Origin of the sequence: Flintibacter porci, from assembly GCF_041925195.1 — a bacterium.
Classification (GTDB): domain Bacteria; phylum Bacillota; class Clostridia; order Oscillospirales; family Oscillospiraceae; genus Lawsonibacter; species Lawsonibacter porci.
This window is the reverse complement of record NZ_JBHEVB010000003.1, coordinates 25412-38187: the sequence shown is the minus strand read 5'-3', so window position 1 is coordinate 38187 and position 12776 is coordinate 25412. Positions and strand designations below refer to the sequence as shown.

10 protein-coding genes, 1 tRNA gene and 1 riboswitch are annotated in these 12776 nt (G+C 58.7%); of the genes, 8 read left to right on the top strand and 3 right to left on the bottom strand.

Annotated features, from left to right (window positions below; translation table 11 throughout):
• The first annotated feature begins 118 nt into the window (after window positions 1-118).
• Both ACEVJL_RS03670 and ACEVJL_RS03665 read left to right on the top strand, forming a co-directional pair.
• Complete coding sequence (locus tag ACEVJL_RS03670) at window positions 119-1327, top strand: tRNA(Met) cytidine acetate ligase (RefSeq protein WP_374736893.1); 1209 nt, start codon at window positions 119-121, stop codon at window positions 1325-1327.
• An 11-nt stretch (window positions 1328-1338) separates the two neighbouring features.
• Window positions 1339-2478 (top strand): DUF3810 domain-containing protein, encoded by a 1140-nt coding sequence (locus ACEVJL_RS03665; RefSeq protein ID WP_374736891.1) that lies wholly within the window; start codon window positions 1339-1341, stop codon window positions 2476-2478.
• 92 nt (window positions 2479-2570) lie between these two features.
• Here the strand turns inward: ACEVJL_RS03665 and ACEVJL_RS03660 are convergent, their stop codons facing one another.
• Window positions 2571-3431 (bottom strand): rhomboid family intramembrane serine protease, encoded by an 861-nt coding sequence (locus tag ACEVJL_RS03660; RefSeq protein WP_302668695.1) that lies wholly within the window; start codon window positions 3429-3431, stop codon window positions 2571-2573.
• A 231-nt stretch (window positions 3432-3662) separates the two neighbouring features.
• Between ACEVJL_RS03660 and ACEVJL_RS03655 the strand changes: the two genes are divergently transcribed.
• The 3 genes from ACEVJL_RS03655 (at window position 3663) to deoC (ending at window position 7182) form a co-directional block, all read left to right on the top strand.
• Window positions 3663-4907 carry an adenosylhomocysteinase gene (locus ACEVJL_RS03655; RefSeq protein ID WP_374736889.1) on the top strand — a complete coding sequence of 415 codons (1245 nt, stop codon included), beginning with the start codon at window positions 3663-3665 and terminating at the stop codon, window positions 4905-4907.
• A gap of 51 nt (window positions 4908-4958) precedes the next feature.
• Window positions 4959-5058, top strand: a riboswitch (SAM riboswitch).
• Window positions 5059-5131: 73 nt separating this feature from the next.
• A complete protein-coding gene (gene metK, locus ACEVJL_RS03650; RefSeq protein ID WP_302668693.1) occupies window positions 5132-6319 on the top strand; it encodes a methionine adenosyltransferase in 1188 nt (395 codons plus the stop codon).
• Window positions 6320-6528: 209 nt separating this feature from the next.
• The gene (deoC, locus tag ACEVJL_RS03645) at window positions 6529-7182 is read left to right on the top strand and encodes a deoxyribose-phosphate aldolase (RefSeq protein WP_008981818.1); all 654 of its coding nucleotides are present in this window, start codon (window positions 6529-6531) and stop codon (window positions 7180-7182) included.
• 71 nt (window positions 7183-7253) lie between these two features.
• On the opposite strand, the gene ACEVJL_RS03640 is transcribed toward deoC, so the two are convergent.
• Both ACEVJL_RS03640 and ACEVJL_RS03635 read right to left on the bottom strand, forming a co-directional pair.
• Complete coding sequence (locus tag ACEVJL_RS03640; protein WP_302668692.1) at window positions 7254-8570, bottom strand: sodium-dependent transporter; 1317 nt, start codon at window positions 8568-8570, stop codon at window positions 7254-7256.
• Window positions 8571-8705: 135 nt separating this feature from the next.
• Window positions 8706-9239: a hypothetical protein gene (locus ACEVJL_RS03635; protein WP_235397636.1), complete on the bottom strand. Its 534-nt coding sequence runs from the start codon at window positions 9237-9239 to the stop codon at window positions 8706-8708.
• Window positions 9240-9475: 236 nt separating this feature from the next.
• On the opposite strand from ACEVJL_RS03635, the gene leuS reads away from it, so the two are divergent.
• From leuS to ACEVJL_RS03620, 3 genes are all read left to right on the top strand, one after another.
• Complete coding sequence (leuS, locus tag ACEVJL_RS03630; RefSeq protein WP_374736887.1) at window positions 9476-11899, top strand: leucine--tRNA ligase; 2424 nt, start codon at window positions 9476-9478, stop codon at window positions 11897-11899.
• A 348-nt stretch (window positions 11900-12247) separates the two neighbouring features.
• On the top strand, window positions 12248-12430 hold the full coding sequence (gene rpsU / locus ACEVJL_RS03625) for a 30S ribosomal protein S21 (protein ID WP_008981822.1): 183 nt from the start codon (window positions 12248-12250) through the stop codon (window positions 12428-12430).
• Window positions 12431-12669: 239 nt separating this feature from the next.
• A tRNA-Ala gene (locus ACEVJL_RS03620) sits at window positions 12670-12745 on the top strand.
• Window positions 12746-12776: the final 31 nt, after the last annotated feature.

The following is a 12776-nucleotide window of genomic DNA, read 5'->3' as shown; positions in this document are numbered from 1 at the left end:
GGTTCCTGTAATACAATAGGGGCAAACCCAGTTTGTGTTTTTATTTTAACGCTCTTTCCTGAGAAAGACAACCGTTTTTCTGAAAAAGAGGAAGATAATCCACCAGGAGGTCAATCTCATGCAGGTTATTGGCATCGTTGCCGAATACAATCCCTTCCACACCGGACACGCCTACCAAATTGCCCGTACCCGCCAGGCTCTGGAGGAGGACTGTGCCGTGGTTGCCGTGATGAGCGGCAACTGGGTCCAGGGTGGACGGCCCGCCGTGCTGGACAAGTGGACCCGGGCGCGGCTGGCTCTGCTGGGAGGGGTTGACCTGGTGCTGGAGCTGCCCACCGTGTGGGCGGTGTCCTCCGCGGAGACCTTCGCACGGGGCGCGGTGACCATTCTGGAGCGCAGCGGCGTGGTGGATGTGCTGTCCTTTGGCAGCGAGTACGGAGACGTGGAAAAACTCCGGCGCCTTGCCGCCAGCCTTAACACCCCGGAGTACGAGGAGAGCCTGCGCCGGTTTGTAGGGGAAGGGATGCCCTTTGCCGCGGCCAGACAGGCGGCGGCGGACAGCCTGTTGGGGGAGGAACTGTCCCTTTTGCTCTCCCAGCCAAACAACAATCTGGGGGTGGAGTACCTGCGGACGCTGGACAGCCTGAACAGCAAGATCCAGCCCATGACCGTCCGCAGGGAGGGCGCCCCCCACGATAGCCTGCTGGAGGGCGCGGACCGTCCCCGCCACCTCTCTGCCACCCAGCTGCGGGCCTATTTGGAGCGGGGGGACTGGCCGGCATTGGAGCCCTATCTCCCAAAGGGCGGGGTGGAGGTCCTGAAAGAAGGATGGAACGGGTTTCCCAGTCTCCAGCGCATGGAGCGGGGAATTTTGGCCAAGCTTCGCACCATAACGGCGGAGGATTGGGCGAAACTCCCGGACAGCGGAGCCGGGGAAGGCCTGCCGCCCCGGCTGGAGCGGGCTGGAAAGCAGTGCCGCTCTCTGGAGGAATTTGTTGTCCTGGCAAAACCAAAGCACTGGACCCAGGCCCGGATGCGTCGGCTGCTGGTGTGGGCTTATTTGGGCCTGACCCAGGCGGAGCGACCGGGACAGCCTGCCTATCTTCGCGTGCTGGGGTTCAACACCCGGGGACAGGAGGTCCTGCGGCAGATGAAGGAGCGCTCTAGTCTGCCCATTCTTACCAAACCTGCCCATGCCAGACGGCAGTTGGAAGGAGACCTGAGGCTGTTTGAACTGGAGGCCCGGTGTACCGACCTGTACGACCTATGCCTTGAAACCGTCCCAGGGCCGGGACGAGAGTGGACCACCGGCCCGGTGCGGATGTGAGAGGAGAAGCGATGAAAAACAAGATAACTTGGATCAAGTGGGGGGCAGGGTTGGCTCTGCCTCTGGCGTTGGTGGGGCTGTTTGAGCTGCTCAAAGGCGATCAGGCCCGAATGGGCTGGTGGGTAGACCATGTCATGGCCCCGGTGGAGCAGTTTTTGGCCCGGATGGGCTGGTGGGTAGACCATGTCATGGCCCCGGTGGAGCAGTTTTTGGCCCGGATCTGGTCCATATTCCCTGCTTTTTCCGTGGCCGAGGTGCTTACCGCTCTGGCCTTGATATTTGGGGTGGTGTGGCTGATCCGGGCAGTTGTTTTGCTGATCCGGAAACGGGAGGGACGCATCTTTGCAAAACGGCTGCTGGCTATGCTGGGGGCGGTGCTTTGGATTTGGTGTGCCATGGATTGGATGTGGAACGCTGCCTACTATGCTCCTTCCTTTGCCCAGCGCAGCGGATTGGAGACACAGCCCTATTCTGTGGAGACGCTGGAACAGGTTACCGCCCTGTTTGCCGAAAAGGCGGCGGAGTATTCCACCCAGGTGCAGCGGGATGAAAATGGCCTGTTTGCCGAGGATACCGCCGCCATTTTTGAGAAAGGTCCCGAGATCTATGAGAATCTGACGCAGGAGTTCCCATGCCTGGAATTGAAGCATCCCACCCGGGCCAAACCCATCTTTTTCTCCAGATTACAGAGTATTTTGGGGTTTACCGGGGTGTATTTTCCTTTCACCGGGGAGGCCAACGTGAATGTGGATGCCCCGTCTTGTCTGCTGCCCGCCACCATCGCCCACGAGATGGCTCATCAGCGTATGGTGGCCGCTGAGCAGGAGGCAAATTTTGTGGGTATTGCTGCCTCGGTCACCAGCGGAGATCCGGTATATGTTTACTCAGGATATTTGATGGGTCTTATCCAACTGTGCAACGCGCTGTATCCGGTGGACCCGGAGGGGTGGAGCGCCATCGTGGAGCAGTATTTCACACCGGAGCTGGCCGCGGACTGGAATGATAACAACGCCTACTGGGCAGAGCTGTCCTCTCCGGTGGAGGATGCCGCGGAGCAGGTGTATGACTCATTTTTGAAAGGCAACGATCAGAAACTGGGCATGCGCTCTTACGGCGCCTGTGTGGACCTGTTAGTCACCTACTTTTCTTAGAAGAAAAGTAGGCAAAAGAATTTTGTGCGAAACTTTGTTTCGCCTCTGGAGTACAAAAAAGCCGGCCGCCAATGGCGGCCGGCTTACCTATTTTATTGTACGTGGACGTGGTCGTTAATGTGCTTCATGCAGTAGCAGTAATAGCCGTTGCACTTGGAGCAGTAGCGGAACTCCATATTGGGGTCGTCTGCGTCGGTAATGCCGCACACAGCGCACTTGTGGAGATATCCCTTCCGCTGCTGGACCTCCTTCTGGGCCTTTTTGAAGTTGATGGTCTGGGGCCGGGCCTGATAGGTCATCCGGCCGGTTTTCCGGCGCACGATGTTCATCAGATCGTCCCAGAAGAAGAGGAAGTAGTTCAGAATGGCCACCACAGGAATGAGGGCATAGCCCCAGGCCCCCAGCATCAGGTAGCGGATGATATCAAACAGGAACAGGGCTGCGTCCAGCCAGGCCAGCCACTTGACTTTCAGAGGCAGAATGCCGTAGAGCAGCACCTGCATCTCCGGGTACAGAGTGGCGAAGGAGAAGAACATGGACATGTTCACATAGTACATGGTGACGCTGGTCTGGAAGGCAAAGCCGATGATGAGGTTAAGGATGGCTCCCAGGAAATAAAATACAGTAAACCGGGTGGAGCCCCACTGGCGTTCCAGGGCGTTGCCAATGTAGTAATAGAACAGAGTGGTCATGGCAAACCACAAAATGGAGAACATATCGCTGGAGCTGTAACCGCTCACCGGCACAAACAGGAAGGTGATGATCCGCCACACCTCGCCATGGAGGACTGCGCTTGGATAGAACATGCACAGCAATGTGGCGTAGCCGCGGGAGAACATATCCAGCAGGTAGATGAGTACATTGCCGATAACAATAAACTTCATCAGATTGGGAATGCCGAAGCGGGGATGTTTGTAACAGAAGCGGTCCAGCCAGCGGGAAATGGCCTTCATGGACAGCCCTCCTTTTTATCATCAATAAAATTGCCGCAGAGGCGGCAGAAATGTCCAGAGAGCATTGTACCCGTTTTCTATGGAAAAGTCCATGACGAAAGTGTAAACATTTTCTCGGGGAAGTGGGGAATAAAAAGTTGTGCTTTTCCTGAAAAGGGGAATATGATAGAATAAATAAGAATGTGGGCGGCTTTGGCCGCTTTTGAATTTATAGAAAAGAGCGAGGAAGCTATGAGTATTGTAAAAGATATGTCCCTGGCCCCCTCGGGCCTGCAGAAGATCCAGTGGGTGCGGGATTTTATGCCCGCCCTCAGCGGCATTGAGGAGCGTTTCCGCAAGGAAAAGCCCTTTGCCGGATTGACTATCGCCGTGTCGGTCCATCTGGAGGCCAAGACCGCCAACCTGGGGCTGGTCCTGCGGGAGGGCGGAGCCGATGTGCATCTCACCGGCTGTAACCCCCTGTCCACCCAGGACGATGTGGCCGCCGCCATGGCCCACCTGGGTGTAGATACCTACGGCGTTCACGGGGTTACTCCCCAGGAGTATGAGGACCTGCTGGTAGAGACCCTGAAGTGCCGTCCCCACCTCATCGTGGACGACGGCGGCGACCTCATCTCTCTGCTGGGCGGACGCTGCGCCGATCTGGGTGAGCGGCTCATCGGCGGCTGTGAGGAGACCACCACCGGTATCCACCGCCTCATCGCCCGGGAGAAGGCGGGCATCCTGCCCTGCCCCATGATGGCGGTGAACGACGCCAAGGCCAAGCACTACTACGACAACAAATACGGTACCGGCCAGTCTACCTGGGACGCCATTATGCACACCACCAACCTGATGGTGGCGGGCAAGACCGTGGTGGTGGCCGGCTACGGCTGGTGCGGCAAGGGCATCGCCATGCGGGCCAAGGGCATGGGCGCCCACGTCATTGTCTGCGAGGTGGATCCCTTCAAGGCGCTGGAGGCCACCATGGAGAACTTCCAGGTCATGCCCATGGACGAGGCGGCCAAGGTGGGCGACCTGTTCGTCACCGCCACCGGCTGCAAGGACGTGATCGTGGAACGGCACTTTGCCGTCATGAAGCACAACGCCATCCTGTGTAACTCCGGCCACTTTGACTGTGAGGTGGACGTGGCCGCCTTGGCCGCGGAGGCGGTGGAGCGCTTCCCCCGCCGGGAGGGCATCGAGGGCTTCCGCCTGAAGGACGGCCGCATCCTCAATGTACTGGCTCAGGGCCGGCTGGTGAACCTGGCCGCGGGCAACGGCCACCCCGCCGAGATCATGGACATGTCCTTTGCGGTCCAGGCCCTCTCTCTGGAGTGGCTGGCCAAGCACCGGGACGGCCTGGAGAAGAAGGTCTACCAGGTGCCCGACGAGATCGACGACCAGATCGGCCGGGTGAAGCTGGCCGCCATGGGCCTCTCCATCGATACCCTTACCCAGGAGCAGAAGGACTATCTGGCCGGCTGGGAGGCATAAACCTATTGACAAAGGCGGAAAAACTGATATAATCCATCTGTACAACTGAAAACCTTATCAAGAGCGGTGGAGGGAACGGCCCTATGAAACCCGGCAACCTGCGTAAGACGCAAGGTGCTAAATCCGGCGGCAGTGTATCGAAAGATGAGGGTGCTTAGACGATAAAACGCTCCGCCAATGCGGAGCGTTTTTTTCACCCCCCAGAAAAAGAAAGGAAAAAGATTATGGCAAAGAAACTGTTTACCTCTGAATCTGTAACCGAGGGGCATCCCGATAAGATCTGCGACCAGATCTCCGACGCGGTGCTGGACGCGATGCTTGCTCAGGATCCTCGGGCCCGTGTGGCCTGCGAGACCACGGTAACCACCGGTCTGGTCCATGTGATGGGTGAGATCACCACCAGCTGCTATGTGGACATCCCCAAGATCGCCCGGGACGTGGTGCGGGACATCGGCTATGACCGCGCCAAGTTCGGCTTTGATTGCGACACCTGCGCGGTGCTCACCTCCATTGACGAGCAGTCCCCCGATATCGCCATGGGCGTGGACAAGTGCCTGGAGGCCAAGGAGGGCGAGCAGGACGACGGTCTGGACAACGGCGCCGGCGACCAGGGCATGATGTTCGGCTACGCCTGCGACGAGACCGAGGAGCTTATGCCTCTGCCTATCACCCTGGCCCAGAAGCTGGCCATGCGCCTGACCCAGGTGCGCAAGGAGGGCAAGGTGGACTACCTGCGCCCCGACGGCAAGACCCAGGTCACCGTGGAGTACGACGAGAACGATAAGCCTCTGCGTGTGGACGCGGTGGTCGTCTCCACCCAGCACAGCCCCGAGGTGGAGCTGAGCCAGATCCGCCAGGATATGATCGACCTGGTCATTCGGCCCATCATCCCCGCCAGCCTCATGGACAACGACACCAAGATCTACGTCAACCCCACCGGCCGCTTCGTGGTGGGCGGTCCCCAGGGCGACTCCGGCCTCACCGGACGGAAGATCATCGTGGATACTTACGGCGGAAGCGCCCCCCACGGCGGCGGCGCCTTCTCCGGCAAGGATCCCACCAAGGTGGACCGTTCCGCCGCTTACGCCGCCCGCTGGGTGGCCAAGAACGTGGTGGCCGCCGGTCTTGCTTCCCGCTGCCAGGTGCAGCTGGCCTACGCTATCGGCGTGGCTCAGCCTGTCTCCGTGCGGGTAGACACCTTCGGCACCGGCCGCGTCTCTGACGAGGATCTGTCCGACGCGGTGCAGCAGGTGTTTGACCTGCGTCCCGCTGCCATCATCCGGGATCTGGATCTGCGCCGTCCCATCTATCGCCAGACCGCGGCCTACGGCCACTTCGGCCGCAGCGACCTGGATCTGCCCTGGGAGCGCACCGACCGCACCGACGCCCTGCTGGCCAAGGTGCAGGCATAAACGAACTGGAAAAACAAGGAACAATCTGCGCCGGTTTCGGCTATCCTTTCAGGGTGGAAGTGACCGGCCGTGCGGGCCGGAGGGGTTCTCCGGCCCGCTTTTTGTCAGTTTTTGGGCTGGACAGACGGGGGCGGCGGGAGTAGAATAAACCTGCATCAGAGCTTCTGTGTGGGACCCGGTCCCACTTCTGTGTAAGGAGGAAACGACTTATGGATCGGAAAGAAATTCTCAGCCGGGTAGACCATACCCTGCTTGCGCAAGACGCCACCTGGGAGCAGGTGAAGGTCATCTGCGATCAGGGTTTGGCCTGTCAGACCGCCTCGGTGTGTATCCCGCCCCGGTATGTCAAGCGGGCGGCAGACTATGTGGGCAACCGCCTGAAGATCTGCACTGTCATCGGCTTCCCCAACGGCTATTCCACCCCCGAGGTGAAGGTCTTTGAGACCGAGGACGCCATCCGCAACGGTGCCGACGAGATCGACATGGTCATGGACATCGGTCTGGCCAAGTCGGGCGACTGGGAAGGCGTGCTGGAGGAGATCAAGGCGGTCAAGGCATCCTGCAAGGGTCGTATTTTGAAGGTCATTGTGGAGGCCTGCCAGCTGACCCAGGAGGAGAAGATCGCCGCCTGCCGGATTGTCTCCATGTCCGGAGCCGACTTTATCAAGACCTCCACCGGCTTTGCCCAGGGCGGAGCTACCGTGGAGGATGTGAAACTGTTCCGGGAGCACATCAGCCCCGACATGCGTATCAAAGCCGCCGGCGGAATCCGTACCTTTGAGCAGGCCCAGGCCATGCTGGATGCCGGCGCCGACCGTATTGGTGCCAGCGCTCTGGTGGCCCTGTACCAGAAAAACGGCTGAATCAATTTAAACACAAAAAAATCCCCGCTGGGAATCTTCCCAGCGGGGATTTTGTATCTTTGAGTATTTGATCAGCCGATGCCGCCGTAGTAGATGCCAAGCACCAGAACTGCCGCCGCCACGATCACGTAGAAGTAAGCGATGACGTCGAAGCTGCGGCCCAGGGGCTTCTTGCGGCCCAGGTTCAGTTCGGCCTTGATGTCCTTCATGCCCAGGATGAAGTAGATAAACACCGCACACAGCAGAGCGCCGAAGGGGGCGATATAGATGGTCACGGTGTCCAGCCAGGCGCCCATCTTGGGCAGGGCCTCCAGGAAGATGGACACGCCGAAGACCACCACGGCGATGACACACACCGCCAGGCGGCGGGAGAACTTCAGCTGACTGGAGAGAGCCTCGCTGCAGGCCTCCATCATGTTGATGAGGGAGGTAATGCCCGCAAAGAAGACGGACACAAAGAAGAATACCGCAAACAGCCGGCCCATGGGCATGCTCTGGAACACCTGAGGCAGGGTGACGAACATCAGCGGGGGACCGGAGCTGGGGGAGATGCCGAAGGCGAACACCGCCGGAATGATGGCAAAGCCGGCCAGCAGGGCGGCAATGGTATCCAGAATGGCGGTCATGACCGAGTGGTGGATGATATCCTCTGACTTCTTCATATAGCTGCCGTAGATCAGCATGCCTGCGCCGTTGATGGACAGGGAGAAGAAGGCCTGTCCCATGGCCATGACCCAGGTCTCAAACTTGCCCAGGTAGCTCCAGTCGGGGGTGAGCAGGTAGAGGTAGCCCTCCCAGGAGCCGGGGAGGAAGGCCACGCGGATGGCGATGATGAAGAAGAGAATAAAGAAGGCGGGCATCATGAACTTGCTGATTTTCTCGATGCCGTCCTTCACGCCCATCAGCAGTACCGCAGCGGTGAGAACCACGGCGATAAGGTGCCAGGGGATGGAGCCAAAGTCCACAGCCATGGCGTCAAAATAGGCCTGGGGCTCGTTGGTGAGCACTGCACCGGTGAGAGAACCCACCGCGTATTTCAGCACCCAGCCTACCACCACCGAGTAGCCGATGGCGATACCCAGTACGCCCAGCAGGGGCAGAATGCCGATGACCGAGCCGCCCTTTTTCCCCCGCTTTTTCAGCACGTAATCAAAGGAGCCCGACGTGCCCGTTCCGGTGAGACGGCCCAGGCCAAACTCGCCCGACAGGCCTACATAGCTGAACAGGGCCACAAAGATAAAGTAGGGCACCAAGAAAGCGCCGCCGCCGTATTGTCCAATTCGATAGGGGAACAGCCAGATATTTCCCATGCCTACCGCGGAGCCCACGGCGGCCAGAATAAAACCGGCTGAGCTGGCGAACTGCCCGACAGTTCGTTTATGTTCCATTTCTGATCCTCCTTCTTTCGTCGCGTTGATGCTTTACAGCGTCAAAGCAGCGAAGTACAGTGTCCTTCTATTATAGCGTAGGAATCGGTTCTGTCAAGTCCGGAGGAGAGAGAAAGAGGCAAACAGAGGAAAAGATCAGGCTGGGGAAGGGACAAACACGCCCTGGCGCACGGAGCGCAGGCCCCGCAGAGAGCAGAAATCCACCGGGCGGACCAGATCGGGACATTTGCCCAGCTCCGCCGCGCCGCTTTCCTCCAGCAGACTGGCCACAAACTGAGAACAGAAATAGTGGTGCTCCCGGCGCAGAGGCTGATGGAAGTAGCAGCTCAGTGCACCCAGCAGATTATAGTGGTATTGCTCCCGACGGGCGTACATGGAAGAAAGCTGTTGTTTCAGATGGTTATAGGCCTGGGAGGAGACCTCCAGCTCACATAGACACCAGGGCGTCTCCCGGCCGCCCATGGGACTGCCGTCCAGCCGCTCCTGGACCAGTCCGGCCGGCAGGGCAAAGCGGGGGTCCAGACGGCCAAAGCTGTAAAAGGGGCCGGCGGGACCGTCCAAACCGATGGAGGCATGGGTGTAGCAGTCGTCGGTGGCCAGGTGAATGAGCCGGGAAAACCAGGTCCCGGAACGGGTGAGGAGAATATATACCGTTTTGGTCTGCGTCATATGGACCCCGTCCTTTCTGGATTCAGAATAGCAGACAGGATATAAATTCCATGGAAGAGGAAATTAAGATTTTTATAAAATTGGATTTGAGGATCCTGAATTTTCCCTCGAAAGTCCAGGAACCGGGCGAGCTGTATGGAAGCCCTTGCAATCTGGACAAATTGCGGGTATAATGTTACGGTCTCAATATATAAGTGCCGACTGGCGCGGTAAAAATACAGGAGAGCGTGATTGATTTGAAGTACGATTTCGCGGCCATTGAAAAGAAATGGCAGAAAAAGTGGCTGGAAGAGAAGACCTTCGCCTGCCACACCGGTGACACCGACAAGAAGAAGTTCTATGCTCTGGTGGAGTTCCCCTACCCCTCCGGCCAGGGTCTGCACGTGGGCCATGCCCGGCCTTACACCGCCATGGACGTGGTGGCCCGTAAGCGCCGCATGGACGGTTACAATGTGCTGTTCCCCATGGGCTATGACGCCTTCGGTCTGCCCACCGAGAACTACGCCATCAAAAACCATATCCACCCTGCCAAGGTGACCCACGATAACATCCTGAATTTCCGCAAGCAGCTGCAGATGCTGGGTTACTCCTTTGACTGGGACCGGGAGGTCAACACCACCGACCCCAGCTACTACAAGTGGACCCAGTGGATCTTCCTGCAGCTGTACAAGCACGGCCTGGCCTATAAGACCACCATGCCCGTGAACTGGTGCACCTCCTGTAAGTGCGTGCTGGCCAACGAGGAAGTGGTGGAGGGCGTGTGTGAGCGCTGCGGCGCCCCCGTCATCCGCAAGGAGAAGAGCCAGTGGATGCTGAAGATCACCGAGTATGCCCAGCGTCTCATCGACGACCTGGACGATCTGGACTTCATCGAGCGCGTCAAGATCCAGCAGAAGAACTGGATCGGCCGCTCCACCGGCGCCGAGGTTACCTTCAAAGCCACCACCGGCGACGACATTGTGGTCTACACCACCCGTCCCGACACCCTGTTCGGCGCCACCTATATGGTCCTGTCTCCCGAACACAAGTTCCTGGACAAATGGATGCCTCTGCTGAAGAATGCTGACGAGGTGAAGGCCTACCAGAAGCTGGCCGCCTCTAAGTCCGACCTGGAGCGTACCGAGCTCAACAAGGAGAAGACCGGCGTTTGCCTGGACGGCGTGAAGGGCATCAACCCCGTCAACGGCAAGGAGATCCCCATCTTTATCTCCGACTACGTCCTGGCTACCTACGGCACCGGCGCCATCATGGCCGTGCCTGCCCACGACGACCGTGACTGGGAGTTTGCCAAGAAGTTCGGCTGTGAGATCATCGAGGTGGTCTCCGGCGGCGAGGATGTGCAGAAGGCCGCCTTTACCGCCAAGGACGAGACCGGTATCCTGGTCAACTCCGACTTCCTCAACGGCCTGACCGTCAAGGACGCCATCCCCGTCATCACCAAGTGGCTGGAGGAGAAGGGCATCGGCCACTCCAAGGTCAACTACAAGCTGCGTGACTGGGTGTTCTCCCGTCAGCGCTACTGGGGCGAGCCCATCCCCATGGTCTACTGTGAGAAGTGCGGCTGGCAGCCCATCAGCGAGGACCAGCTGCCCCTGCTGCTGCCCGACGTGGAGAGCTATGAGCCCACCGACGACGGCGAGTCTCCCCTGTCCAAGATGACCGACTGGGTGAACACCACCTGCCCCTGCTGCGGCGGCCCTGCCAAGCGGGAGACCGACACCATGCCCCAGTGGGCCGGTTCCAGCTGGTATTTCCTGCGGTATATGGATCCCCACAACGACAAGGCCCTGGCCTCCAAGGAGGCTTTGGACTACTGGAGCCCCGTGGACTGGTACAACGGCGGCATGGAGCACACCACTCTGCACCTGCTGTACAGCCGGTTCTGGCACAAGTTCCTCTATGACATCGGCGTAGTGCCCACCAAGGAGCCCTATCAGAAGCGTACCTCCCATGGCATGATCCTGGGTGAGGGCGGCGAGAAGATGTCCAAGTCCCGCGGCAACGTGGTCAACCCCAACGACGTCATCGAGCAGTACGGCGCCGACACCATGCGCACCTATATCATGTTCATCGGCGACTTTGAGAAGGCTGCCGCTTGGTCGGACAACGGTGTGAAGGGCTGTAAGCGCTTCCTGGACCGTGTGTGGAACCTGGCTACCGAGCAGGAGCACACTGGGGACGAGTACTCCCAGGTCAACGAGGTGGCTGTCCACCGTGCCATCAAGAAGGTGTCTGAGGACATCGAGGCCATGAAGTTCAACACCGCCATCGCTACCCTGATGGCTCTGGTCAACGACTTCTACGCCAACGGCGCCAGCCGGGGCGATATGAAAGCTCTGCTGCTGATGCTCTCTCCCTTTGCCCCCCACATGTGCGAGGAGCTGTGGGAGATGGCGGGCTACGGAGGCCAGGTGTGCCTGCAGCCTTGGCCCACCTATGATGCAGCCAAGACCGTTACCGCTACCACCCAGATGGCAGTGCAGGTGGGCGGCAAGGTCCGTGCCAACATCGTCGTGCCCACCGACAGCAGCGACGAGGAGGTCGTGGCTGCCGCTCTGGCCAACGAGAAGATCGCCCGCATGGCCGAGGGCATGCAGCTAGTGAAGTCCATCGTGGTCAAGGGCCGACTGGTGAACCTGATCTTTAAGCCGAAGGCGTAATTGCGGCCCGCAGACCACCCGCGCGTCAGCGCGGCGCGCCTATGGCGCGTCCAAGCGTTTTGCCAGGGGCAAAACCTTGCCGCAGGGCGGATTGATTCCGCACGAGGATTAAAAAAGCAGGGGTCCCCGCCGAACCGCGTTCGGTGGGGGAGCCAAGGGCCGCCTGGTGAACCTGATTTTCAAGCCCCAGGCCTGATGGTGCATTGTGCCGTTACAAAAAATTCAAATTTGCAGAGCAAAGAAGAACTTGACATTTGACAGAAAGTCAAATATAATGGTTCTGTTAAAGCCATACAAATGGCCCTTTCGTGGCAGAAAATCTGCCGCGCCGGAGGGAGGGAAATATAAATGTCGGAAGTCCGTGTAAGAGAAAACGAGTCTTTGGAGAGCGCTCTGAAGCGCTTTAAGCGCAGCTGCGCCAAGTCTGGCGTGCTGGCCGAGGTTCGTAAGCGCGAGCATTATGAGAGCCCCAGCGTGAAGCGCCGCAAGAAGTCTGAGGCTGCTCGTAAGAACCGCAAAAAGTATTACTAATCAGCACATCGAAACGCCGCAGCGCTGCACAGCGCTGCGGCGTTCTTTGGTTTTTGAAAAAAACGAAAAAAACTTTCTTTTTATGCTTGACAAGTGAGCGGGTATCTGGTATTATAAGTCCTGCGCTGAGGCCAAGAGCCAAAGCAACAAGAAAATATGGGGGTATAGCTCAGCTGGGAGCCCGGTTGAAGCGGTTACACACCCCTCACAAAACTTAATAAATGTTCTTTCCCACATCTGGGGGTATAGCTCAGCTGGGAGAGCGCTTGAATGGCATTCAAGAGGTCAGCGGTTCGATCCCGCTTATCTCCACCATCTCAAGGGAAAGAACTTTTCCTCGCTTCCG

Excerpts from the sequence above, each read along its gene's own strand:
- ACEVJL_RS03670 (WP_374736893.1), top strand. The coding sequence starts at position 119 with ATGCAGGTTATTGGCATCGTTGCCGAATACAATCCCTTCCACACCGGA.
- ACEVJL_RS03665 (WP_374736891.1), top strand. The coding sequence starts at position 1,339 with ATGAAAAACAAGATAACTTGGATCAAGTGGGGGGCAGGGTTGGCTCTG.
- ACEVJL_RS03660 (WP_302668695.1), bottom strand. The coding sequence starts at position 3,431 with ATGAAGGCCATTTCCCGCTGGCTGGACCGCTTCTGTTACAAACATCCC.
- ACEVJL_RS03655 (WP_374736889.1), top strand. The coding sequence starts at position 3,663 with ATGAGTATTGTAAAAGATATGTCCCTGGCCCCCTCGGGCCTGCAGAAG.
- metK (WP_302668693.1), top strand. The coding sequence starts at position 5,132 with ATGGCAAAGAAACTGTTTACCTCTGAATCTGTAACCGAGGGGCATCCC.
- deoC (WP_008981818.1), top strand. The coding sequence starts at position 6,529 with ATGGATCGGAAAGAAATTCTCAGCCGGGTAGACCATACCCTGCTTGCG.
- ACEVJL_RS03640 (WP_302668692.1), bottom strand. The coding sequence starts at position 8,570 with ATGGAACATAAACGAACTGTCGGGCAGTTCGCCAGCTCAGCCGGTTTT.
- ACEVJL_RS03635 (WP_235397636.1), bottom strand. The coding sequence starts at position 9,239 with ATGACGCAGACCAAAACGGTATATATTCTCCTCACCCGTTCCGGGACC.
- rpsU (WP_008981822.1), top strand. The coding sequence starts at position 12,248 with ATGTCGGAAGTCCGTGTAAGAGAAAACGAGTCTTTGGAGAGCGCTCTG.